General features: G+C 38.1%; 19 protein-coding genes and 1 pseudogene. 13 read left to right on the top strand and 7 right to left on the bottom strand.

The genetic code is table 11. The features are described from left to right. Positions 1-66 precede the first annotated feature (66 nt). From MKL36_RS08145 to MKL36_RS08120, 6 genes are all read left to right on the top strand, one after another. Complete coding sequence (locus MKL36_RS08145) at positions 67-1533, top strand: TolC family protein (protein ID WP_000927323.1); 1467 nt, start codon at positions 67-69, stop codon at positions 1531-1533. Continuing rightward, positions 1530-3671 (top strand): type I secretion system permease/ATPase, encoded by a 2142-nt coding sequence (locus tag MKL36_RS08140; RefSeq protein ID WP_000988402.1) that lies wholly within the window; start codon positions 1530-1532, stop codon positions 3669-3671. Before MKL36_RS08145 ends, MKL36_RS08140 begins: the two co-directional genes overlap by 4 nt. Next, a complete protein-coding gene (locus tag MKL36_RS08135; protein ID WP_000003555.1) occupies positions 3668-4858 on the top strand; it encodes an HlyD family type I secretion periplasmic adaptor subunit in 1191 nt (396 codons plus the stop codon). The genes MKL36_RS08140 and MKL36_RS08135 overlap by 4 nt, the downstream gene beginning before the upstream one ends. Before the next feature lie 92 nt (positions 4859-4950). Next, entirely contained in the window at positions 4951-5550 is a 600-nt protein-coding gene (locus MKL36_RS08130) for an IMPACT family protein (protein WP_000885988.1), read from the top strand. Next, positions 5543-6154, top strand: coding sequence for a chloramphenicol acetyltransferase CAT (locus MKL36_RS08125; protein WP_000132359.1), 612 nt, complete (start codon positions 5543-5545; stop codon positions 6152-6154). Before MKL36_RS08130 ends, MKL36_RS08125 begins: the two co-directional genes overlap by 8 nt. A 155-nt stretch (positions 6155-6309) precedes the next feature. Beyond that, complete coding sequence (locus tag MKL36_RS08120; RefSeq protein ID WP_001082436.1) at positions 6310-7152, top strand: universal stress protein; 843 nt, start codon at positions 6310-6312, stop codon at positions 7150-7152. A gap of 116 nt (positions 7153-7268) precedes the next feature. On the opposite strand, the gene MKL36_RS08115 is transcribed toward MKL36_RS08120, so the two are convergent. From MKL36_RS08115 to MKL36_RS08090, 6 genes are all read right to left on the bottom strand, one after another. Beyond that, positions 7269-7937: an O-methyltransferase gene (locus MKL36_RS08115; protein ID WP_001186835.1), complete on the bottom strand. Its 669-nt coding sequence runs from the start codon at positions 7935-7937 to the stop codon at positions 7269-7271. 139 nt (positions 7938-8076) lie between these two features. Next, positions 8077-8799 carry a D-Ala-D-Ala carboxypeptidase family metallohydrolase gene (locus MKL36_RS08110; protein WP_001986294.1) on the bottom strand — a complete coding sequence of 241 codons (723 nt, stop codon included), beginning with the start codon at positions 8797-8799 and terminating at the stop codon, positions 8077-8079. Between the two features lie 129 nt (positions 8800-8928). Then, entirely contained in the window at positions 8929-9252 is a 324-nt protein-coding gene (gene fdxA / locus MKL36_RS08105) for a ferredoxin FdxA (RefSeq protein WP_000144889.1), read from the bottom strand. A 344-nt stretch (positions 9253-9596) separates the two neighbouring features. Next, complete coding sequence (locus MKL36_RS08100) at positions 9597-10127, bottom strand: GNAT family N-acetyltransferase (RefSeq protein ID WP_049081181.1); 531 nt, start codon at positions 10125-10127, stop codon at positions 9597-9599. 64 nt (positions 10128-10191) lie between these two features. Then, a complete protein-coding gene (mutS, locus tag MKL36_RS08095; protein WP_002047154.1) occupies positions 10192-12837 on the bottom strand; it encodes a DNA mismatch repair protein MutS in 2646 nt (881 codons plus the stop codon). A gap of 274 nt (positions 12838-13111) precedes the next feature. Then, positions 13112-13579, bottom strand: a complete 468-nt coding sequence (locus MKL36_RS08090) for an Lrp/AsnC family transcriptional regulator (RefSeq protein WP_021510503.1) — start codon at positions 13577-13579, stop codon at positions 13112-13114. 119 nt (positions 13580-13698) lie between these two features. Here MKL36_RS08090 and MKL36_RS08085 point away from each other — a divergent pair, with 119 nt between their 5' ends. The 7 genes and pseudogenes from MKL36_RS08085 to MKL36_RS08050 all read left to right on the top strand — a co-directional run bounded on the left by MKL36_RS08085 (position 13699) and on the right by MKL36_RS08050 (position 21772). Beyond that, positions 13699-14559, top strand: a complete 861-nt coding sequence (locus MKL36_RS08085) for an EamA family transporter (RefSeq protein ID WP_000972450.1) — start codon at positions 13699-13701, stop codon at positions 14557-14559. Between the two features lie 506 nt (positions 14560-15065). Continuing rightward, positions 15066-16415 (top strand): EAL domain-containing protein, encoded by a 1350-nt coding sequence (locus MKL36_RS08080; RefSeq protein WP_079747749.1) that lies wholly within the window; start codon positions 15066-15068, stop codon positions 16413-16415. 130 nt (positions 16416-16545) lie between these two features. Next, positions 16546-17476, top strand: a pseudogene (locus tag MKL36_RS08075) (LpxL/LpxP family acyltransferase). Positions 17477-17751: 275 nt separating this feature from the next. Continuing rightward, positions 17752-18114 carry a CorA family divalent cation transporter gene (locus MKL36_RS08070; RefSeq protein WP_002077780.1) on the top strand — a complete coding sequence of 121 codons (363 nt, stop codon included), beginning with the start codon at positions 17752-17754 and terminating at the stop codon, positions 18112-18114. Positions 18115-18312: 198 nt separating this feature from the next. Then, complete coding sequence (locus tag MKL36_RS08065) at positions 18313-19002, top strand: hypothetical protein (protein ID WP_021510501.1); 690 nt, start codon at positions 18313-18315, stop codon at positions 19000-19002. Between the two features lie 640 nt (positions 19003-19642). Further along, complete coding sequence (locus MKL36_RS08055; RefSeq protein ID WP_199942079.1) at positions 19643-20203, top strand: TetR/AcrR family transcriptional regulator; 561 nt, start codon at positions 19643-19645, stop codon at positions 20201-20203. A 264-nt stretch (positions 20204-20467) separates the two neighbouring features. Beyond that, positions 20468-21772 carry an MFS transporter gene (locus MKL36_RS08050; RefSeq protein WP_021510499.1) on the top strand — a complete coding sequence of 435 codons (1305 nt, stop codon included), beginning with the start codon at positions 20468-20470 and terminating at the stop codon, positions 21770-21772. A gap of 94 nt (positions 21773-21866) precedes the next feature. Here MKL36_RS08050 and MKL36_RS08045 read toward each other — a convergent pair whose 3' ends face one another. Then, positions 21867-22304 (bottom strand): DUF2147 domain-containing protein, encoded by a 438-nt coding sequence (locus tag MKL36_RS08045; RefSeq protein ID WP_021510498.1) that lies wholly within the window; start codon positions 22302-22304, stop codon positions 21867-21869. Between the last annotated feature and the right edge of the window lie 92 nt (positions 22305-22396).

Raw genomic sequence — 22396 nt, 5'->3', positions numbered from 1 at the left:
ATGATTGGATATAACCAAAGAAGAGTAAGAGGGATATGTAGAAAGCAGGCTTTCCTGAAAGGGCTTATGCTTTTAAGTACACTACATGTACCTGTCGTGATATACGCTGCTAAGCCAAGTGAGCAATACCACACCCTGAAAGAGAACTTGTCACAACTTTTTGTCCCTAAAAGTAGTGATGACTTTAAAGTTGCCAAAATGCACAAGCTTAGTAATTTTAAGCTAGACCGTTCTATTGTGCAGGAATTTCCTACTGTTCAACTTAATGATAATCGAGCTTCATCTTTTTCTAACTTGCCATCTAGAACGATGACATTGCAAGATGCGGTAAAAATTGCCATTCAGCGTAGCCCCGATATTTCACAATCTATTGCAACTTTAGCAGGTCAAAATTCAGGAGTTGACGTTGCTAAAGCCGGTTACTATCCCCAGCTTTCAGGAGGGATTACGACTGGTGATTTAAGCAGTGGAGAACGAGGTCGGCAGTTATTAACTTTAAGTGCTACCCAAATGCTTTATGACTTCGGTAAAGTCAAATCAGGTGTTGATGTTGAAGAAGCTAAAGTTCAGGTTGAACAAGCCAATGTTTTGGTTAGCGTTGATACTCTAGCTTTGGATGTTGCACAGACCATTGTGAATATTCAGCGTTATCTACAGCTTAATAAAATTGCTGAGCAGCAAATCGCCGGTATTCGACGTATTCAGGAAATTGCTAACCTGCGTGCAAACGCTGGTGTCGCGAGTCAAGCCGACCCAATTCAGGCGCAGTCATACTTACAGGCAGCGCAGTCTGCTTTGATTGCTCAGCAATCATTATTACGTCAATACCAACAGCATTTAAGAACCTTATTAGGTGCAGATGTTAGTCATACCGGATGGATTATTTCCGACGATCTCGTGAAGCAATCCGATCTTTATGGTGAACCTGAGTTTAATACCATTCCAAAAATGATTGCTGCGCAGGCAGGTGTTGAGGTTGCAAAAGCTCAAAAACAACAAACCCGTTTAACCCGATATCCGACCTTGGCTGTGAAAGGTTCGGTAAGTCAGGCGATTAATGGTAAAAACCCGAATAACGACAAAGATGACGGTTTATATAGTTCAGTCATGCTTGAAGCAACCAGTCAGTTTTACCAAGGTGGTGCTACAGCTTCACAAGTAAAAATGGCAAGTTATGCCGAAGAAGCTGCAAAAGCCAAAGTGAATTCGGTGTATATGGATGTTCTGGACCAAATTAGAACAAGTCGCGAACAGATTGAAAATAAACAGCGTCAAATGCAGGTTTTGGCAAGTCGCCAAGCAACAACGGTTCGTACACGTGAACTCTATCAAGAGCAATACAAGCTCGGTACGCGTTCATTGGTCGATTTATTAAATGCTGAACAAGCTATTCATAGTGCCAACTCAGAACTCGAATCAGCACGTTATGACATTTATAGCAGCATTGTTCAGTACATTGAAGCAACAGGACGTTCCCGCCAAGCCTATGGCTTAAATAATATTTCAATTCAGGGGTTCGAAGTACAACCATGATGACAAAAATAAATTACCAGCCTTGGCTACAGGCGGTCTTAACTATTGCTAAACATTATCGAATAGAGCCTTCAGAAGAAAGAATTCGTTTACAACTTGATTGGAACCAAAATCAGAATTTAGATAACGTCTTGCAGTTAATGACACGTCAAGTCGGTCTGAATCTTCGTAAGGCACCATTTTCCTTAGACTTACTCAACCCATGGCGTTTACCTGTCATGGTGGAGTTTAATGATGGTCAAGTCGGTGTAATCGATAAGGCCGATACACAAGGAAATGTGAGTATCCAGTTCAGTGGAGATCAGGGCCTTTCACAAAGTTTATCTTTAGACGCTTTAAAAACTACACTTAAAAATGTCTATATCTTGCGTCCTGAAACGTCTATTCCAGATGCACGTATTGATGAATATATTAAACCTTATGAAGCCAACTGGTTCTGGTCAATCGTTTTAAGAGACTGGAAACGCTACGTTGATATTATGTTTGCCTCACTGATTGCCAATGTGTTGGCACTGGCAACCATTATTTTCTCGATGCAAGTGTATGACCGCGTGGTTCCATCCCAGTCAATTCCCACTTTATGGGTTTTGGCGGGTGGTGTACTGATTGCCGCTCTTTTTGAATTTACCTTACGTGTTTCACGAGTATATTTATCCGATATTATTGGTAAACGTGCTGACTTACGTGTGTCGGATCGTGTATTTGGCCATGCCTTAAGAATTAAAAATAAAGATCGTTCAAAATCTACAGGTAGTTTTATTTCCCAGATTCGTGAACTCGAAGGCGTTCGTGAACTGGTCACCTCAACTACAATTAGTGCGATTGCCGATTTTCCGTTCTTTTTCCTGTTCTTAGTAATTTTTGCCATTATTGGTGGAAAACTGTTCTGGGTAATGCTACTTGTTGTGCCACTTATGATCTTGCCGGGTATTTTGGTACAGAAGAAGCTGGCTCAACTTGCACAAGAGGGTATGAGAGAATCTTCAATTCGTAACGCAATTTTGGTAGAAGCGGTGCAAGGTATTGAAGACATTAAGCTCTTACGTGCTGAATCACGTTTCCAAAACCAATGGAACCATATGAATGAAGTCTCAGCCGACATTGGTATGAGACAGCGTAAAATTGTGGGTACCTTAATGGCTTGGACCCAAATGGTTCAGGGTTTAACTTATGCCATTGTGGTGTTAGTGGGCTGTTTTGCGGTAATGGACGGTGAAATGACCACAGGTGCGTTAGTCGCATGTTCAATTTTATCTTCGCGTATGTTAGGGCCAATTGCCCAGATTACGGGCGTATTAGGTCGTCTACAACAGGCAAAAGTTGCTAAGCAAAGTTTAGATGAACTTATGCAACGTCCGATTGATCAGGCCGACCGTTCACATCTGGTACACAAAGCTGTTTTAAATGGCGACTATGAATTAAAAAATATCTTGTTCCAATATGGAGAAGAAGATCCGAGACCAAGTCTTGCGATCCGCCATTTAAAAATTCGCGCCGGAGAAAAAATTGCGATTTTGGGTCGTAATGGTGCTGGTAAGTCGACATTGCTTCAGCTTTTATCCGGTATGCAGGTTCCAACTCAGGGAGCTGTGCATTTAGATGGACTCGATCTTTCTTTAATCGACCCATCAGATGTGCGCCGAGATATGGGGCTACTCAACCAGAATGCACATTTATTCTACGGAACAATACGTGAAAACCTGACTTTAGGTGCACCGCTTGCAACAGATGAAGATATTCTTCGTGCATTGGTAGTAACAGGTGCTTTATCTTTTGTTCAAGAGAAAAAAGAAGGCTTGGATTACTTGGTTTTAGAAGGAGGCGTTGGTTTCTCTGGTGGTCAAAAGCAAGCTTTATTGCTGGCGCGTTTATTGATTCGTCAACCGAATATTTTATTGCTTGATGAGCCGACAGCAGCCATTGATGATGTTGCAGAGAAACAATTAATTGATCATCTCAAAGGATGGTTAGCACACCGAACGTTGGTTGTAGCGACCCACCGCCGAGCTGTTCTTGAACTGGTCGATCGAATTATTGTCGTCAATGAAGGCAAAATCGTGATGGATGGACCACGAGATCAGGTACTTAATCAATCTACAGCCCAACAAAAACAAGTGAGCCAAGGGGGCAATTCATGAGCGAACAACAACAAGAACTTACCCGTTCAATGAATGTATCTTATAGTGAACCACCATTACCGCGTGCCAGTTTAGTCATCTGGATCGTGGGCATTGGTTTAGTGATTTTCTTTATCTGGGCATGGTTTTTTAAGCTTGAAGAAGTTTCAACCGGTACAGGTAAAGTTATTCCATCCTCTAAAGAACAGGTCATCCAGTCTTTAGAAGGTGGTATTTTAACTAAGCTAAATGTACAAGAAGGCGATATTGTCCAAAAAGGGCAAATTCTTGCTCAGCTCGACCCAACCCGTTTTGCTTCAAATGTGGGTGAGTCGAGATCTTTATTAATTGCAGCTCAGGCCACAGCAGCACGTTTACGTGCGGAAGTGAACGGTACACCACTGGTTTTCCCTGAAATAGTTGCACAAGATCCGAAGCTTGTTCATGAAGAGACTGCTTTGTATGAATCACGCAGAGCTGATCTTGAACAGACGCTTTCAGGATTAAGACAGGCTTTACAACTGGTTCAGCAAGAATTGGCCATGACAGAGCCTTTGGTTGCTAAAGGTGCTGCTAGTGAGGTTGAGGTTTTACGCTTACGCCGTGAAGCAAATGATTTGCAAAACAAGATGAACGATGCACGTAACCAATACTACGTTAAAGCACGTGAAGAGTTATCTAAAGCAAATACTGACACGCAAACTCAACAACAAGTGGTCATGGGCCGTAATGACAGTTTACAGCGTGCCGTATTTAAAGCCCCTGTGCGCGGTGTGGTAAAAGAAATTACAGTGACAACGCATGGCGGTGTGATTCCACAAAACGGTAAGTTAATGACCATCGTTCCAATTGATGAACAGTTATTAATTGAAGCCCGTATTTTGCCACGTGACATTGCATTCATTCGTCCTGGTCAAGAAGCTTTGGTTAAGATCACTGCTTATGACTACTCGATTTATGGTGGTTTAAAAGGTAAGGTTACGGTTATTTCTCCAGATACCATTCGCGATGAAGTGAAACAGGATCAATTCTATTATCGTGTTTATATCCGAACTGACTCCGATAAGCTTTACAATAAAGAAGGTAAAGCATTCGGTATTACACCGGGTATGGTGGCAACTGTAGATATTCGTACGGGTGAGAAGACTGTACTGGATTACTTACTTAAACCATTTAATAAAGCCAAAGAAGCATTAAGAGAAAGATAAGAAAAAAAGCCCCGAAATTCGGGGCTTTTTTATAGGTTTGCTTCTATTAAATTCACGTTATAATTTGATTTTTATTATGCTTTATTTCATTTATGGCTTTTACGATTGCATCACCCGTTACTTTTGAAGAAGAAATTAAAAAAAGTAGATTTCAGGCGATTGCTGCGCCAGTAGAAAATGAACAGCAAGTGAAAGAGTTTTTAGAATTAAATAAAGATATCTCGACCACACATCAATGTTGGGCATGGAAAATTGGGCATAACGTTCGCTTTAATGATGATGGGGAACCATCTGGTACAGCGGGACGCCCAATTCTGGCAACTATTGAAGGAAATGACCTGACTAATATTATTGTCATGGTGAACCGCTGGTATGGTGGTATAAAACTGGGAACTGGTGGGCTTGTTCGGGCATATGGTGGTTGTGCCGGACAATCGTTATTGTTAGCTGAACGTATTGAACTGATTGCCAAGAAAACGATTCATTTTTCTTGTCATTTTAATGAATGGGCTATCTTTCAGTATGAACTGACACAGCAGCAAATTGAATATCAGGAAAGCTATACTGCAACAGGTGTCGATATCGAAGCGAGGCTACAGGTTCACCAAATTGAACCACTCGCTCTAAAACTACGAGATGTGACTCGTGGTCGCGAAGAATTAAAAGTTGAGGAGGAACTGACTGATGACTGATTCTTTACTCAAGTACCGCGAGCAACATAAACACCGTTTAAATTATATGCCATGGCTATATTGGACATTGAAACCCAAACACCGTGTTTGGGCGGAAGAATGGCAAAAAGAATATCAGGCTTATTTAATGGATATGGAAACAGTCGAGATCGGGGAGAACTGTTTTATTTCACCGTTAGCCCATATTTTTGCCGAGCCGGGCCGGAAAATTAAGATTGGTAATAATTGTTTTATCGCGGCAGATTGTAGTTTGCATGGACCGCTTGAGATTGGTAATGAGGTTGCAATTAACCACCACTGTATTTTAGATGGTGGTCGAGCAGGCATAAAACTACATGATCAAGTTCGTATTGCTGCTTATTGTCATCTCTATGCATTTGATCATGGCATGCAACTCGACCGTCCACTTTACCAACAGCCGGTTCGCTCACAGGGTATCGAAATTGAAAAAGATGTTTGGTTAGGTGCGCATGTGGGGATTAAAGACGGGATTAAAATTGGTAAACATGCTGTAGTTGGCATGAATAGTATGGTGACAAAAGATGTGGAGCCGTACCATATTGTGGGAGGAAACCCAGCAAAATTTATCCGTTTAAGAGAATAATGCAGTCTCAAGAATGTAATAAAATGTTTGATCTTTAAACAAAAAAGTGGATTTTAATACATAAACCTTAACATACGGATTTTTATCTATGTTAAGTTAAAGCTAAGTTATAGAAAAATCTCCAAGGCAAATAGACCTGAAGAAGAGAGGCAAAAATGAACCGTGTTATTGCGTGTATTGACTCATCACCTTGTATTAATGCTATTGCAGATGCAGCGGCTTGGGTTGCGAAAGCAACTGGACGAGAGCTTGTATTATTACAAATTCTAGATTACTACCCGGCAAGTTATCACCTTGGTGAAATTAGTGGCGTAATCGGCTTTGAAAGCAATGCAATGTTGCTTAAAGAGTTAGCTGAATTAGAGCAAAAACAAAGTGAACTCGCTTTAGATTACAGCAATAATTTACTCAGACATATCTCTGACTTAATTAAAGAAAAACACGGAATTACTTGCTCAAAAATTCAGGAAAAAGGGGATTTTCTAGAGCAAAGTTTTAATCTCTTACACGAAAACGATATTGTGATTTTGGGTCGGGTGGGTGAAAGAGCCGCCGAAAAACATAAACCGATTGGCAGCAATGTTGAAAACTTTATTCGCGGTGCAAATTGTACGGTTTTGACCATTGGTGAAAACTTCAAAGTACCGACACGTTTTATTTTTGCTTATGAATATTCTCCGACATGTCAAAAAATGATGCGCCGTATTGCACAAAGTGACTTATTACGGACTTTACAGTGCCATTTAGTCTATGTCGGTGACCATCCTGAAATATTGAATGAACCAGAGCATTACTTGAAACAAGCGGGGCTAGATGTAGTGACCGTTTATAGATACGGCGATGTGGCGCAAAATATTTTAGAGTACCAACAAGAGCACGGCATTCAAATTATTGTGCTCGGCGCATTTAGCCATAGCAAAATACATCAGTTCTTCTTGGGAAGTATTGCAACCACGATTTTCCGTAACGCGACTGTACCATTACTTGTGGCTAAATGATGAGATTTGCATATAGTTATCCGCAAATCTTGTGGATAACTATATGGAAAAGCAGGGGTAATAAAAGTAATTTGTTGATTATAAATAATAAAATGAAAAAGATGATTTTTTAACCATTATTTCACAATTGCAATTGCAAAACCATCATGACCTTTTGAGCCAACCGTTTGTAAAGCTGTGCAAGACAAAATTTGCGGATGATTTTCTAGGGCTTTAAAAGTTTCACGAATGCCTTCAATACTTGGTTTTTTGTTTTCAGGATTCAAAATATCACCGGCACGAATGACATTATCTAGCACAATAATAGTGCCCGATTTTGAAAATTTGAGACTGAGTTCTAAATATTCCGGATAGCCCTGTTTATCGGCATCGATAAAGATAAAATCAAAAGGCTCAATCGACTGAGGATCAATTGCAGAAAGTACATCGGCAGCACGGCCTAATTTAAGGTCAACTTTTACAGGCAGGTTGGCATGATCGATATTCTTTTGAGCCATTTCTGCATGAGTATCACGACCTTCAATGGTAAGCAAATAGCCATCTTCAGGCAGTGCACGTCCTAACCAGATTGTACTGTAGGCAGCAAAGGTCCCAATTTCTAAAACACGCTTGCATTTATTCATCTGAATGAGCATTTGCAAGAACATTCCTTGATTTGGAGCAACTGCAAGATGATTTGAAAAGCCGTGTTCGTCGGTATTTTTTAATGCAAAGTCGAGTCGAGGATCTTCGGGAATTAAATGTGAATCGATATATTCGTCAATGTCTGTCCACATCTGCTGCATAGTCAAATTTACCTGTATGTTGATAGGCGTATTTTAAACGTTTATGACTAGAGTGCAAAAATCTTCGATTCAAGAAATTTTGGTTGATTATAGAATGAGCAAATCCCCTTAAACTGAAGCGCATAAGGGGATTTATATTTTAGAAATTACACATTGATGTATTGCGGGTTAAGTCAGGTCCCCAAGTACGATAGCCTTGAGTATCAATATGGATTTGTCCTGAACTATATAATCCAATACCTAAATTTAAACTTTGGCCGTGCTGAGCCCAGAACTGACACAATTTAAACTTCGTATTTTCAATAAACGCATAGTCTTGTGGCTGTGGAACTTCTGGCCCAATACGGAAATCGATGGCAGAGTTAAATAAATGCTTAGAAGAACTTGCGCCGCCTGCACATTCATTTAAAGGTAAGTCTCGGTAAACTGAAGTTACCTCAAAGTCGGTTAAAACTTTTGCGGCAATAAGATATTTAAAGACACGTAAGGTCGATAAAGAATTATTCCAAAGTTCACGGTTAGGTACCGCATATTCTGAACGGCCACACTTCTGCCAATCACGAGCGGATCTTAATAATTCAAAACTTGGTACGATACCTGCCACATCATGACGCGCCAGAAATTTTTCATATTCGCGTACACGTTCATAATGATCGCCTGTATTTAACCAAGCGCGATAGGAAGCAGGTTCAACTTTAGGTGGAATTGGACGTTCGATAATAACGCGCTCTTGAGGAATAAAGATGCGCTTACCGCTTGGAGAGGTTTTGCCTGTTGTTGTGTGTTGAGGAGAGCTGGCGCAACCCACCATAATCGCAGGGATTATGCATAGGGGCAGCATGCTCTGCAAAAACTTCCGCATAAGAAAAATCAAAAGCTTATAAATATTGCGCCTATTTTAATGCAAAACAGTGCACAAATTACGAGGAATTTGCAATGAAATGTTTGAATAGGGTATAAAAAAGATCAGCGGTTGCTGATCTTTTTGAAATTATTTTTCTAGATACTGTAACTTATCTGGTTTGCCGTTCCATTCCTCGCGGTCAGCAGGTTGTTCACCAATTTGAGTAATGTTAGGCCACTTTTGAGAAAGTTCAGCATTTAATTCAATAAATACTTCTTGACCTTCTGGTAGCTCATCTTCAGAGAAAATTGCATTTGCAGGGCATTCTGGTTCACACAATGCACAGTCAATACATTCATCCGGATTAATCACTAGGAAATTCGGACCTTCGTAAAAACAGTCTACAGGACAAACTTCTACGCAATCTTGGTATTTACATTTAATACAATTTTCAGTGACAACAAAGGTCATGGCGACAGCTACCTAAAAAATATGGTTTCATTTCGAATAGCTTATTTTAGGCAAAAAAGGGGTAAACAAACAATTGCTTTTATTGATATTGTTTATTTATACATATGAAGATAAGTTAATACATTGATATTCAAAAGAATGTTTCAGCTTAAATAAGAGCTAAATTATAAAATCAGGATAATAATAAGTTTTATAAAACAATAGTTTAAATAATTTTTTTGTCATGAGTTTTAATGTCATTTGGGTCAAGGTATCTGTTTAAGCAGACACCTCAACTACAACATTTACTTTTAAATTTTGCCTCTATGTTGAATCGATAGACAAAAAATCTTTAAGTAATGAGCTTAAAGTGTACAAAGTAAATGGATGTCTTCTGGTTCAAGTTCCCATAATTGACGATCTGGGTGCTTTAATACGACCGCGCCATGCTTTATATAGAAATCTACTGTACGCTTACTTGGAGTGGCTGAAATATAAAGTTGATGGGCTTCCAATTGCTTGGCCGATTCTTTTGCCGCTTGCATCAGCTTTGCACCAATACCTTTACCTTGTTGATCGGCATCGACGTAAAAATATTGCAGTAATTTTGCATCGGGATAATCAGTAATAGTTTGATTCGAGACTACACTAATGCCAGCCAACTGTTCAGACGCATCAAAAGCACCGATAAATAAAGCCCCTTGTTCATAGAGTTCTTTTAATTTGGGTGGATCATTTTCTAAATGATAAGCATCCCAATGTTTAACATCATAAAAACAATCTGTTAATTCTAAGTGTTCTTGCTTTTGTAAGTAGAGTTGGGTAATCAGTTCACGACGATTAATCTGTTGCCAAATTAAATCGATCTCTGTGTATTGTAGTGGCCTTAAGAAAATAGAAATTTTATTCTCCTTAAAGTAAGAGCAAACATGCCTATACACATGTTTGCTCAATGAGTGATTATGAATTAAGCGCTGCTTTTAGCTCATAAAGCTGTTCAAGTGCCTGACGAGGAGTCAGGTTGTCTACTTCGATTTGCTTAAGTAAATCGAGGGCAGGTGAAGAGACTTCAACTTCAATCACTTTCTCTATAACTTGAGTGCTTGGGGTAACTTCTGAATCTAAAGTTGCAAACAAATCACTTTGAACACTAGTTTGTAAGTGCTGCTGTTGTTGCTTCTCTAAAATACGTAAACGCTTCTGAGCTTCTTTAATCACATTAGCTGGAATACCGGCTAATTTTGCAACTTGTAAACCATGACTTTGGCTTGCTGGTCCTTGTTGGACTTTATGCAATAAAATGAGATTGCCGTTTAACTCTTGAGCAGTGACATGGTAGTTATCAATACCAGGTTCGCTACCCAACTCTGTTAATTCGAAATAGTGAGTTGCAAACAAGCAAAGACATTTAACGCGTTTGGTTAAATCAACCACACAAGCCCACGCTAAAGAAAGACCATCGTAGGTACTGGTTCCGCGACCAACTTCATCCATTAACACAAGCGATTGATTCGTCGCATGGTGCAAGATTTGTGAAGTTTCAGTCATCTCAACCATAAAGGTCGATTTGCCTGTCGATAAGTCATCGGCTGAGCCAATACGGGTAAAAATACGGTCGATTGGGCCAAGTTTGGCAGCTCGTGCCGGAACGTAACTACCGCAGTAAGCAAGCAAACTAATTAATGCTGTTTGGCGCATAAAGGTAGACTTACCACCCATGTTTGGACCGGTAATAATTGCCATACGGTGCTGCACATCAAGGAAAGTATCATTTGGTGTAAATGGTGCTTTACTTAACGCTTCAACTACAGGATGGCGGCCACCTTGAATCTTAATACCTGTTTCTGGTGTAAATTCAGGGCGTGCCCAGTTGTTTAAACGCGCTTGATGAGCAAAGTTTGCAATTACATCAATTTGCGCGATTGCTGAGCTCATCATTTGTAGGTGAGCAATATTTTCACGAAGGTTTTCAAGTAAAGCTTCAAATAATGCTTTTTCACGAGCTAATGCACGCGACTCACTTGATAAAACTTTATCTTCAAAACTTTTTAGTTCAGGGGTAATGTAGCGCTCGGCATTCTTTAATGTCTGACGGCGGATATAGTCGGCCGGGGCTTGCTCGGCTTGAGCGCGAGTCAGCTCAATGTAGTAACCACTCACACGGTTATAACCGATTTTTAAGGTGCTAATACCAGTACGTTCACGCTCTTTTATTTCTAAATCAATGAGGAATTGACCTGCATGATCACGAATTTGACGTAATTCATCAAGTTCAGCATCATAGCCTTCTGCAATTACATTGCCATCACGAAGTAATACAGGCGGATTTTCAACAATCGCAGCCATTAAATGTTGATGAAGCGCTTTAAAGTCACCCAATTCCTGATCGAGCTGTCCTAATAACTTAGATTTCTTTGCTTGTACAACAGGTGCTAAAGCATTTCTTAAAAATGGAATTTGCGCGCAAGCATGACGAAGTTGAACTAAATCACGTGGTCGCGCACTACCCAGCGCCACACGACTAAGAACACGTTCAATATCCCCAATTTCTTTAAGTACCAGACGAACAGGGCTTTCATGGTAGCCTTGAATCAATTGCTCAATCGCATCTAAACGTGCGTCAAGTAATGCTGTATCACGGACAGGCTGCATGAGTGTTCTGCTAAGTAAACGTCCACCCATTGCGGTTTGGCAATCGTTCACAAGCTGAAATAAAGAAGTTCCGTGCTCAAACAAAGGTTCAATAATTTCCAAGTTACGGCGCGTGATTGGGTCGAGCGCAATAAAATCAGTACTTTGTTCTAAAAGAATTGAACGGATATGAGGTAACGCCGTTTTTTGAGTTTCTTTGGCATAGTGAATAAGTGCTGCCGCGGCGGCTTTAGCCAAAGGTAACGGGTCTAGCCCGAAACCAGAGAGTGTTGATACAGAGAACTGGTCACATAAGGTTTTTTGCGCATTGTTTAAATTAAAATCGACATTTGGGCGCTTGGTTACAGGGCAATCTAAATGCTTTTTAATTTGTTCGATAATATTCGGGTCAACCAGATCTTCATCAATCAAAATTTCACTTGGCATGAGGCGAGCCAGTTCAATTGGAAGTTGTTCTGGTTTGTAGTCTTGTTGTTGAACTTTAAAAATACCCGCACTTAAGTCGAGTAAAGCAAAACCGATCTGGTTTTGATGGATACATAGCGCAACAAGGTTAGACGACTGATAACTTGTAAGTAGTGCGTCGTCGGTTAAAGTACCCGGTGTAAGAATACGAACAACTTTGCGTTCAACCGGGCCTTTGCCAGTAACTTCGCCGACTTGCTCACAAATAGCTACAGTTCGGCCGGCTTTTACTAAACGCGCCAAATAACCTTCGGCTGAATGGTAGGGAACACCTGCCATTGGAATCGGGTTGCCATTTGCTTTACCCCGATGGGTTAAGGTAATACCTAAAAGTTTGGCTGCTAAATGCGCGTCTTCAAAGAACAATTCATAAAAGTCGCCCATACGATAAAACAGCAACGCATGTTGATAGTCTTTTTTGACTTTGAGATATTGCTGCATCATTGGAGTGTGGTTGGAGAGATCAGCCATGATTTCAGCGCTATTCATGCGTAATAAACCCTTAAAAAAACGAAAAATCTACTTTTGGTTTATTAACCAATTTCAAGTCTTTAAAAATGAATGTAATTCAAGAAAAGTACAACAACTGGATGAACTTTAGAATCAGCATCCCTAGTATAAAGTGACTTCAGACCATTCCAGTGGTGCAATGGTAACAAATTTGAGTTAACGAAAAAAAGTGATCAAGCATTGAAATAGAGGTTGAATGTAGCAAGACATAAAAATAGAACAATTGGGTCTTTTAAGCCAAGGATTGAAAAACTTAAATATTCAACTCAAAGCTTACTTTTACGCGATCTAAAACAATGAGTGTTCTATAAGTTTTTACATCCTCATTATCAGCGAAATGTTTTCTAACTAAACTTTCAAAATGAGATAAGTTATTGCTCAGCATGATAATTATAAATGAGACTCCTCCATTCACGAAGTAGCACTGTTGAATTTCTTCAACAGAAGCAAAGTATAGCTTCGCTCTGTCCATAACTACTGAACGATCTTCGCTAAGGCGGACCTCAATAATGGAAGTAATTTTTTCACCAAATTTGAGGGGATTTAAGATAGCGCAATTTTTTAAAATAATTTCCTTTTCTTCCATCCGAGTTATACGCCTTTGTACAGATGCCACGGATAGACCGATTTTTTCAGAAATTTCTCGATGGGAAGTTTTATTGTCTTTTTGCAGTATTCTTAAGATCGCATAATCAAAATTATCTAAAGAAATCTCTGACATGAGTAAATCTCTCATTAAATATTAAATATAGAGTTATTTAATCGTTTTACCGTGAAAAATAGAAGAAATATATTGATTATAGAGAATTAAAATTTCAATCATCCCCCCCAATAGTAAAGATGATGATTGAGACAAACTCCAAACAAGGTATGGCATTTGCAGCCGCATTTTTATCTTTAGTTTCTGTACAGATCGGCGCAGCAATAGCAAAAGTCCTTTTTCCGATTCTTACTGCTGAAGGAGTCACCTTAACTCGACTTGCCTTATCGGCCTGTTTCTTATGGGTAGTCTTTAAACCATGGCGGCAGTGGAATAAACAGACCAATTGGAAAAATCTAATTATTTATGGATCAATCCTCACTTTAATGAATACTTTGGTCTATAAAGCATTTTCTTACATGTCTGTTGGGATTGCGATTTCCATCGAAGTGTTAGGACCACTTACGGTTGCTATTTTAATGTCTAAAAATAAATTAGATTATTTTTGGGGAGGATTATCTATTATTGGTTTGCTTCTTCTACCTATGGGCAATGCCAATAATAACTTTAGTTTTATTGGTATGACGTATGCTTTATTAGCCGCAGTGGGTTGGGGACTGTATGTGATTTATGGCTCAAAAGTTGCACAAGGTGGTGGCAGCTCTGTTGCGACTGGAATGTTTATAGCGGCTTTATTTGCAACACCTTTAGGTGCATCTCACATTATCCATATTTTTGATAGTTATAAGATTCTTTTTACATGTTTACTTATGGCGATGCTCGCGAGTGCTATTCCATTTATATTAGATATGATTGCCATGAAAAAACTGCATCCTCGAGTTTTTGGGATTTTACTAAGTGCATCACCCGCAGTGAGCGCTTTGGCTGGATGGCTGATTTTAGATGAACGATTAAATAGTTTTCAGGTTCTAGGGATAACAATTATTATGGCATCATGTGCAGGTTGCTCTTATTTTTCTTATAAACGCAATAAGGTATAAGCCAAGACTTCTATATTATTAAAAATAAATATTTCTGGTAAACATGAGATAGACCGATCAAAAATATGAGATGGGTATCTCATGGCTTCTTTAGCTTTTAGCTCCAACCTCAGAACAACAAAGCTCACAACTTGGTCATTAGCAGCATAATTAAGCACACATGTGCATTATTTTAAATGTTCCTATTGATGAATCTAAATAATAAAAATATTTAATGCAAAAATTGTAATTCACTAATTTTTCTGCACTTAAAGGCTGTACCTGAGAGTCATAGGCATGTATCGTGAAGCCATGATACTTTAAAATTATAGAGTGTTTAAAAAGCAGTATCGTTCAAGTGACCTAATTGGGTTATACCATTAAGATGGTTGAAACTTGATCTCAAAATAATAAGTACAAATCACAATGGGAGAAACGATTACGTTTTATTGGTAAATATTGAAATGGAGTATCAATGACCAAGCTGGCTGGGGTCCTTTAAAGAAATATTTACGGTTGGTTTATTTATGATAACTTCGTCTTACTTTAAAAAACACAAGAAAAATTACCGCTCCCTAAAGGACCAGCAGCTTACAATCGCAGCCAAAGCAAATATCTTTATTTGTATTATTTTTTGCTTGTTTTGGACTATATATTTTGCATTTGCCCAAATGTGGGTGATTGTTTATATGGATATCTGTTTCACACTAATTTCCATATTTAGTTTTTTTCTTATTTATATAAACCGTATTTCGGCAGGGATACTTTTATCACAAGCGGTTCTACTGGTTTTTCCAGTTGTCTTTTGCTTATTTTTCGATGTCGCTACGCCTGATCGCCCTCGAGTGGCCCATTTGTTTTTACCTGCCGGAGCGATATTGGGGTATTTGAATTATCGTAGGGAGCCAAGGTTCTTACAAATTGTTTTAATACTACTGTCGATTGGCTGCTTTATATTTTTCAGTGGTAGCTCTTTTACTCTCGATAGTGCCATACCTTTATCAGAAGATATTCGTGATCATGGTGGGTGGATAGCCACTTGTGTCGCTACTCTTATGATTTGTATTTCAATTTATACCATGCAATTAGAAATACAAATAGAAAGCAGTATGGAGCACAATCTACGTTTGGCACTCACTAAGCAACAATTTGAGCTTTTTTATCAGCCTCAAGTTAATTCGTCAGAAAAACTGATTGGTGCGGAAGCCTTGTTAAGATGGCATCATCCGGTTTTAGGGTATATTCCAACAAAAGAGTTTATTCCGGCAGCGGCAACTTTTGGGTTAATGCCAGAGATCGGCGAGTGGGTATTGGCCCAAGCCTGCAAAGTTTTACAGGACTGGAGTAAAAAAGAAGAGACTAAAGATCTTACGCTCTCAATCAATATTAGTGCTGATCATTTTATGCAATCTAACTTTGAGCACACTGTGATTGGTCTGGTTCAGCGGTATGACTTCAATCCCTCTCGGCTCATATTAGAAATTACTGAAAATATTGCTTTAAATAATTGTGCGAGCATGATCGAAAAAATGCATTTCTTGTCTAAGCATGGTATTCAGCTTTCACTTGATGACTTTGGTACAGGGTATTCATCCTTAAGCTATTTACAAAAAATGCCAATTAAACAAATTAAAATTGATCGCAGCTTTGTACAGGCAGCTTTAGATGATAAACGCAGCAATAAATTAGTGACGGGTATAATTAAAATTGGCCTAGATTTAAACCTTCGCGTGTTGGTAGAAGGAATAGAAACGGCTGAACAGTTTAGTGCTTTTAAAAGTAATGGTTGTACCGAGTTTCAGGGCTATTTATGGGGCTGTCCAATGTCTTTAAATGAGTTTATCAAGCAATTGCCCATCAAGACCGATAAAGAATAAATCGGAGCACTCACCAGTACTGTTTAGCAGTAGTTTGCTAGATTGAGCCTAATATTAAGACACACTTTACAAACGTATGTAGAGTGCGAGTGTGTTAGGATGAATTTCTATACCTCTAGATATTTACAATATGACGAAACCTGAAGCGCAGTATCAATCAGGGCAATTTCAATTTTCCTTTCTATCATTAAAATATTGGGGTATCTGGTTCACAGCTTTTATTCTAATGTTTCTTGCGTATTTGCCTTGGGCAATCCAGTGGCGCTTAGCAAAACTATTTTCAAAAATTGCTTGGACACTATTGGCTTCTAGAAGGAAAACGACTTTAAGAAATTTAGGTGCGTGTTTTCCGGAAAAAACATCTGAACAAATTGAAGCCAAGGCTAAGTCGGTTTTTACCGATACGATGATTGGTATATTTGAAGCCTTAAATGCTTGGTATTGTCCTGCATGGTTTAAAAAAAGAGTTCATATAGAAGGCTTGGAACATCTAAATGACAATCGGGATCGCGGTTCTACTGTTAGGCACGCATAGCACATTACTCGATGCCGGAGGTGCTGCATGTACGCTATTTTTTGATATGGATGTGGTGTATAGACCTCAAAATAATCCTTTCATGGATTTCCTCATTCATCGTAGTCGCGCTAGGGTTTATAAAAATCAGATTGCAAAAGACAACATGCGTAGCTTAATTGAAAAACTCAAAAATGGTCATGCAATCTGGTATAGCCCTGATCAAGACTTTGGTTTAAAGCAAGGTGTCATGGCTTCATTCTTTGGAATACAAGCAGCCACAGTCACGGCACATCGAAGACTCATGGATATTTCAAACGCTGTTGCAATACCATTATATTTTTACAGAAGTGGGGATATTCGAGATCCTCAATACAATGTACTGGTAGAACCTAAACTTGAAAATTTTCCTAGCGAATGCGAAGTGAATGATGCTGAACGCGTCAATAAAATTATTGAAAACCAGATTCGGATCGCCCCAACACAATACATGTGGTTTCATAGAAGGTTTAAAACTCGTCCTGCTGGTGAAGCGAAGTTTTACTGATTTTGTTATGCCTTTTTATACAGTCAACTGAGAGATTTAAAGGCCTTTAAACCGAGACTTTATAAATCCCAAATTAATAATAAATTTTAATTATTTATCCTTACTTTTTAATGATCTATTTTAAAACAAATGTCATTTTGTGTGCTTGACTGTATGGGGCTTGGCTACTAACCTTCGTAGCGGTAGGACGGAGGTGGGACGCCTTGTGCGTGCCGGTTTCTAGATGACTGGTCTGTCAACCCGCCTTCGTTCTACCACCATCATTTGATAGTGATTTGGTAGAACCGCAGATTTTAGTATCTAAACTAGCTTGTGACGTTGTGGAAGTTAAGAAATACGCGTCATTTGAGTATGAAAAAGTTAGATATCTTCAGAATGCTGTCACGAATATGATGAATATTAAACAAAACCAAATTGTTAAGGTCTTTACTATTATTACTGCTGTGTTTTTATCACTAACATTGGTAGGTACATTTTATGGGATGGACTTTGCTGTAATGCCTGAATTATCTTGGGAGCACGGTTTTTTATATTGTATGATACTTACTTTAGCAGCAGAGATAATACCTTTAGCATATATTAAATACAAAGGTTGGTTACGCTATTTTATATCCAGAATGTGCTCTTTCCGAATATAAAAGGGCACAATAAAAAGTATTTTAAAAAGATGAGCGTATATTTCCTTCTATTAATTCTTTTTGATTTCATTTAAAACATAAAGTAAAGTTTGCTCGCAAGATATTAAATAAAATGCATGGCTTTTTATGAATATTTTAAAAAGCTTTTGATGAGTTTTATAAAGCTAAACATATGATTCCAAATTGTAAAATATAGATATGGCCTCTAAAAACTTTCTTTCTACGCTTGCACGGAAAATTAAAGAGAACAAAGGGAGTATAGCTATATGTTCTATTCTTTTTATTATTCCTTTATTTGTATTTCCTACTTATCCTAAAAACGAATGGCAGTACGAAATATATCAATACATCACACAAATTATGCATGTGACTATTGGTACGAAAGGGCCATTACCGTTTTTTACGATTCTTTACAGCCTTTATATAACCATAGTCATGTTTATTGTTGGTTGTGTTATATGTTATTTTTTTATTAGAAAATATGGAATTAATAAAGCTTATCAAGAGGAAATCTATAAATTCTTTTTCAAAGCCGAATTTGAATCTTCAAAAAAATACCGTTGGTTAGAAAAGCCTCTAGTTAAAAAGACTTTAGTCTCAAGTACCTTTGCTGGGTGTTTTGTCATGGGAATTATTCACTTTATTGAGGATGATATTACTCAGCAAAGACCTAGACGTAGAGGTGGACTTATAGCATTTAGTTATAATTACAGAATCGGGGTGATGTTTTGGGAAATAGTAACAACTGTCTTTAGTATTTTCCCGATTTTTTATTTTGGCTTGTTATTCTTATATATCATTAATTATTTTTTTCGCGGGTTAGGTACAGGTAAAGTGGTTGTTTTAGAAAAAACTTCAAACCCAAAATTCAGAACTTCTAATAAATAATTATAAGTAATTTTCAAATGAAAAGGATTTTTATATAAATCCCAAATGAACAATAAATTTTAATTATTTATCCTTAGTTTTTAATGATCTATTTTAAAACAAATGTCATTTTGTGTGCTTGACTATAATAGGGCAGAGCACTATCCTTTGCCTGCTGGCCACATTGCCAGTCGGTTTTAGCAGGCCGTATTTACCCAAAGCACACGAAAAAGTCTCTCTTTTTTGTGGGCATCCCTACGTGCCTCCTCTGCGGCGGAACGGGAGGGGGACATCTTCGGATGTGCTGATTTTTGGGTAAATCAGTCTGCTAACCCCTTTTCGTTTCGCCACCATAATCATTTAGCAGTGATGTGGCGAAACTTCTTTCTTACCCAAAGGAGTTCGCACATGCGTACTATTTCTTATTTATTGGCTTTTGCCAAATCTTCTCTATTTATACCGCCGAAACAGTCTTTAAAACGGCTCTAGGTTTTCTACACCTTAAGAATTGTCACGACTAAAAAATCATATCAACAACAAAACACGAGATAGGCGAGCACACCATTTGTGCGGCTTTTGCATGCCCGTATTTAGCACTCATTTTAAGAGTGACGGCATTTCTATCTCTTTACATACAACAAAAATTTATAACGGTAAAACTATGCCAAATTTAGAAACCTCTTCCAAAAAATTACACATTATTCGTACCGCTATTCGTTTGTTTACCACATATGGATTTCATACAACAGGCGTAGACCTGATTGTCAAAGAATCAGAAATACCGAAAGCCACGTTGTATAACTACTTTCACTCAAAAGAACGACTTATTGAAATGTGTATAGCTTTCCAAAAAAGCCTACTTAAAGAAGAAGTGCTTGCGATTATCTATTCAAGCCGTTATTGCACGCCAACCGATAAGCTCAAGGAAATAGTAGTTTTACATGTTAACTCTAACAGTCTGTATCACTTGCTACTTAAAGCTTTTTTTGAAATTAAAGTGGCTTACCAGCAGGCTTACCGTATGGCAATAGAGTATAGAAAATGGCTGACTCGTGAAATTTTTGAACTGATTTTTAGCTTAGAAACACGTGCGTTAAAACCCGATGCCAACATGGTTTTAAACTTAATAGATGGCTTGATGTTCGGGTTTTTGAGTACAAAGAGTTTGGATGAAAGGGATGTGGTGGTGGAGTATTTTTTTAAGCCAACTTGTTTGAGGTAAATGAGTTATTTAAATAAAAGAATGTATGGTTTGCTTGATCTTTATTAGATGAGCAGACCATATACACCATGCAATGATGTGAACTCATTACTTAGGTTAGATCAAATAATTCTTTCTAATATACTGTTTATATTATAAAAATTAATATTTTTGACTTTATAGCGATAATATTGCTATTTTATTTTTACGCTACTCGTAAATAGATTACGTATATCATAATTAAAATGGAATTAATTTAAAGCGAGTCATGGAGAAAGGAATACCATGAAAGAAATTGTATTAAGTGATTTGATCAATCAGCAGAAAGTTGGACCTTATCAAAAGTTTATTTTGGCCACCTGCTTATTACTAATGATTATGGATGGGTATGACATTCAGTCCATGGCTTACGCAGCCCCACTGATTATAGAAGAATGGGGTGTTCAAAAATCGATGCTGGGAGTTGTGTTTAGTGCAAGCTTGTTTGGTTTGTTTGTTGGATCATTTTTATTAAGTTCACTTTCTGATCGTTTTGGTCGCCGTCCGATACTACTGATCTCGACCTTTATATTCTCCATATTGATGCTGTTAACACCACATGTAGGCAATATTGAGCAATTGACCGTAATCCGCTTTGTTACAGGAATTTTTTTAGGCGGTATCATGCCAAATGTGATGGCTTATAGCTCCGAAATTGTTCCATATCAATCTCGTATTTTTACCATGATGGTCATTTCTTGTGGCTATACGGTAGGGGCAATGTTGGGGGGCGGAATATCAGCCTTACTAGTTCCTTGGGGAGGATGGCAGGCGATTTTTTATTTTGGCGGTATTATCCCTTTAATTATTTTCTTTATCACATTCTTTAAGTTGCCAGAATCTTTATATTTTTTAAGTGAAAATAGCAAAAATAGCTCCAAAATTTTGTTTTGGTTAAAGAAGTTTTATCCAGCATTAACATTCAATGCAGAGATAAAAATCATCAATAATACTGAGGTTCAGGTTAAAAATTCACCGCTTGAGTTATTTAAAAATCAGCGTGCGTTTTTTACCTATTCCATCTGGATCATCAGTATTTTAAATATGATCAGTTTATATTTTCTGGCAAATTGGCTACCGACTTTGGCCAAAGAGTCAGGGCTTTCATTAAATCAGGCATTGTTGATCGGCTCCACTCTACAATTAGGCGGTACGATTGGTAGTGTGGTGATGGGCCTTAAAATTGATAAGACAGGATTTTATAAAGTATTAATTCCTGTTTTTCTGGTTGCAGTGATTAGTGTTGCTTTAATTGGCTATTCTGTTAGTCATATCGTTTTATTGTTTATTATCATTTTTATTGCTGGGTTTGCCATTGTTGGTGGGCAACCTGCCATTAATGCCTTATCTGCCAGTTATTACCCAGTTTCACTTCGTACTACAGGGGTGGGCTGGAGTATTGGAATTGCTCGTTTGGGTTCTGTCATTGGGCCGTTATTTGGCGGTTATCTCTCTCAATTTCTGGTCATTACCCATTTATTTGTGATTGCTGCCATACCTTCGCTATTCGTCATTATCATGCTGATGATTCAGGCCAAGTATCGGTCATAATACGGTCTAAATATAGAAGTTACATAGTGCACATATAGACCGTAATTATGATCGGTGAGTAGCTAAAGAGAGTTGGTCGCAAGCTACTCATGGATTATTTAACTCGATACCATGTTTGGTTTCGGCCAATTGCAGAAATACCAATGTAGCCGCGAGCGGTAAGTTTTTCCCCATCTGGTGATACGGTTACACTAAAGCGATAAGTCTTGTCTGACTGAGGATCGAGAATAGATCCTTTGTCATATTTATTTTGACCTACGTTTTTTAAATTTTTGACAATGGTTAAACCAATTAAAGATTTATTTTTATAAGTCCCTTCACACATCGTACATTTATTGGCTTCGCTTGGAACAAGGATTTTTTCAATATTTGCGGATAGAAATCCGTTTTTGTCTTGGCTAAATCTTACCAGCGCTCTCGGTTGATTGGTGGCATCATCAATAGTTTTCCAAACACTGCCATGTAGTTTGTCCGAAGCAAATGAATGAATTGAGTAAAAACTCAGTAAAAGTAAGAATAAATATTTTTTCATATCAAATGTTTCTCTAATTAAATATGGATGGCTTTAACTGCCAAAATGATTCATTTTAAATTTAACTTCACAGTCTTCTTAGTATTGCTCTA

This window comes from Acinetobacter sp. AOR12_HL (genome assembly GCF_027855275.1).
GTDB classification, from domain to species: Bacteria; Pseudomonadota; Gammaproteobacteria; order Pseudomonadales; family Moraxellaceae; genus Acinetobacter; species Acinetobacter baumannii.
The sequence above is the reverse complement of the archived record's forward strand: the minus strand, read 5'-3'. Positions and strand labels throughout refer to the sequence as shown.

Bases quoted from the DNA above. Each gene is read 5' to 3' on its own strand.
- MKL36_RS08110 (WP_001986294.1), bottom strand. From the start codon at position 8,799: ATGCGGAAGTTTTTGCAGAGCATGCTGCCCCTATGCATAATCCCTGCG.
- MKL36_RS08145 (WP_000927323.1), top strand. From the start codon at position 67: ATGCTTTTAAGTACACTACATGTACCTGTCGTGATATACGCTGCTAAG.
- MKL36_RS08080 (WP_079747749.1), top strand. From the start codon at position 15,066: ATGATAACTTCGTCTTACTTTAAAAAACACAAGAAAAATTACCGCTCC.
- mutS (WP_002047154.1), bottom strand. From the start codon at position 12,837: ATGAATAGCGCTGAAATCATGGCTGATCTCTCCAACCACACTCCAATG.
- MKL36_RS08135 (WP_000003555.1), top strand. From the start codon at position 3,668: ATGAGCGAACAACAACAAGAACTTACCCGTTCAATGAATGTATCTTAT.
- fdxA (WP_000144889.1), bottom strand. From the start codon at position 9,252: ATGACCTTTGTTGTCACTGAAAATTGTATTAAATGTAAATACCAAGAT.
- MKL36_RS08045 (WP_021510498.1), bottom strand. From the start codon at position 22,304: ATGAAAAAATATTTATTCTTACTTTTACTGAGTTTTTACTCAATTCAT.
- MKL36_RS08125 (WP_000132359.1), top strand. From the start codon at position 5,543: ATGACTGATTCTTTACTCAAGTACCGCGAGCAACATAAACACCGTTTA.
- MKL36_RS08050 (WP_021510499.1), top strand. From the start codon at position 20,468: ATGAAAGAAATTGTATTAAGTGATTTGATCAATCAGCAGAAAGTTGGA.
- MKL36_RS08115 (WP_001186835.1), bottom strand. From the start codon at position 7,937: ATGCAGCAGATGTGGACAGACATTGACGAATATATCGATTCACATTTA.
- MKL36_RS08085 (WP_000972450.1), top strand. From the start codon at position 13,699: ATGATGATTGAGACAAACTCCAAACAAGGTATGGCATTTGCAGCCGCA.
- MKL36_RS08065 (WP_021510501.1), top strand. From the start codon at position 18,313: ATGGCCTCTAAAAACTTTCTTTCTACGCTTGCACGGAAAATTAAAGAG.
- MKL36_RS08140 (WP_000988402.1), top strand. From the start codon at position 1,530: ATGATGACAAAAATAAATTACCAGCCTTGGCTACAGGCGGTCTTAACT.
- MKL36_RS08130 (WP_000885988.1), top strand. From the start codon at position 4,951: ATGGCTTTTACGATTGCATCACCCGTTACTTTTGAAGAAGAAATTAAA.
- MKL36_RS08090 (WP_021510503.1), bottom strand. From the start codon at position 13,579: ATGTCAGAGATTTCTTTAGATAATTTTGATTATGCGATCTTAAGAATA.
- MKL36_RS08055 (WP_199942079.1), top strand. From the start codon at position 19,643: ATGCCAAATTTAGAAACCTCTTCCAAAAAATTACACATTATTCGTACC.
- MKL36_RS08120 (WP_001082436.1), top strand. From the start codon at position 6,310: ATGAACCGTGTTATTGCGTGTATTGACTCATCACCTTGTATTAATGCT.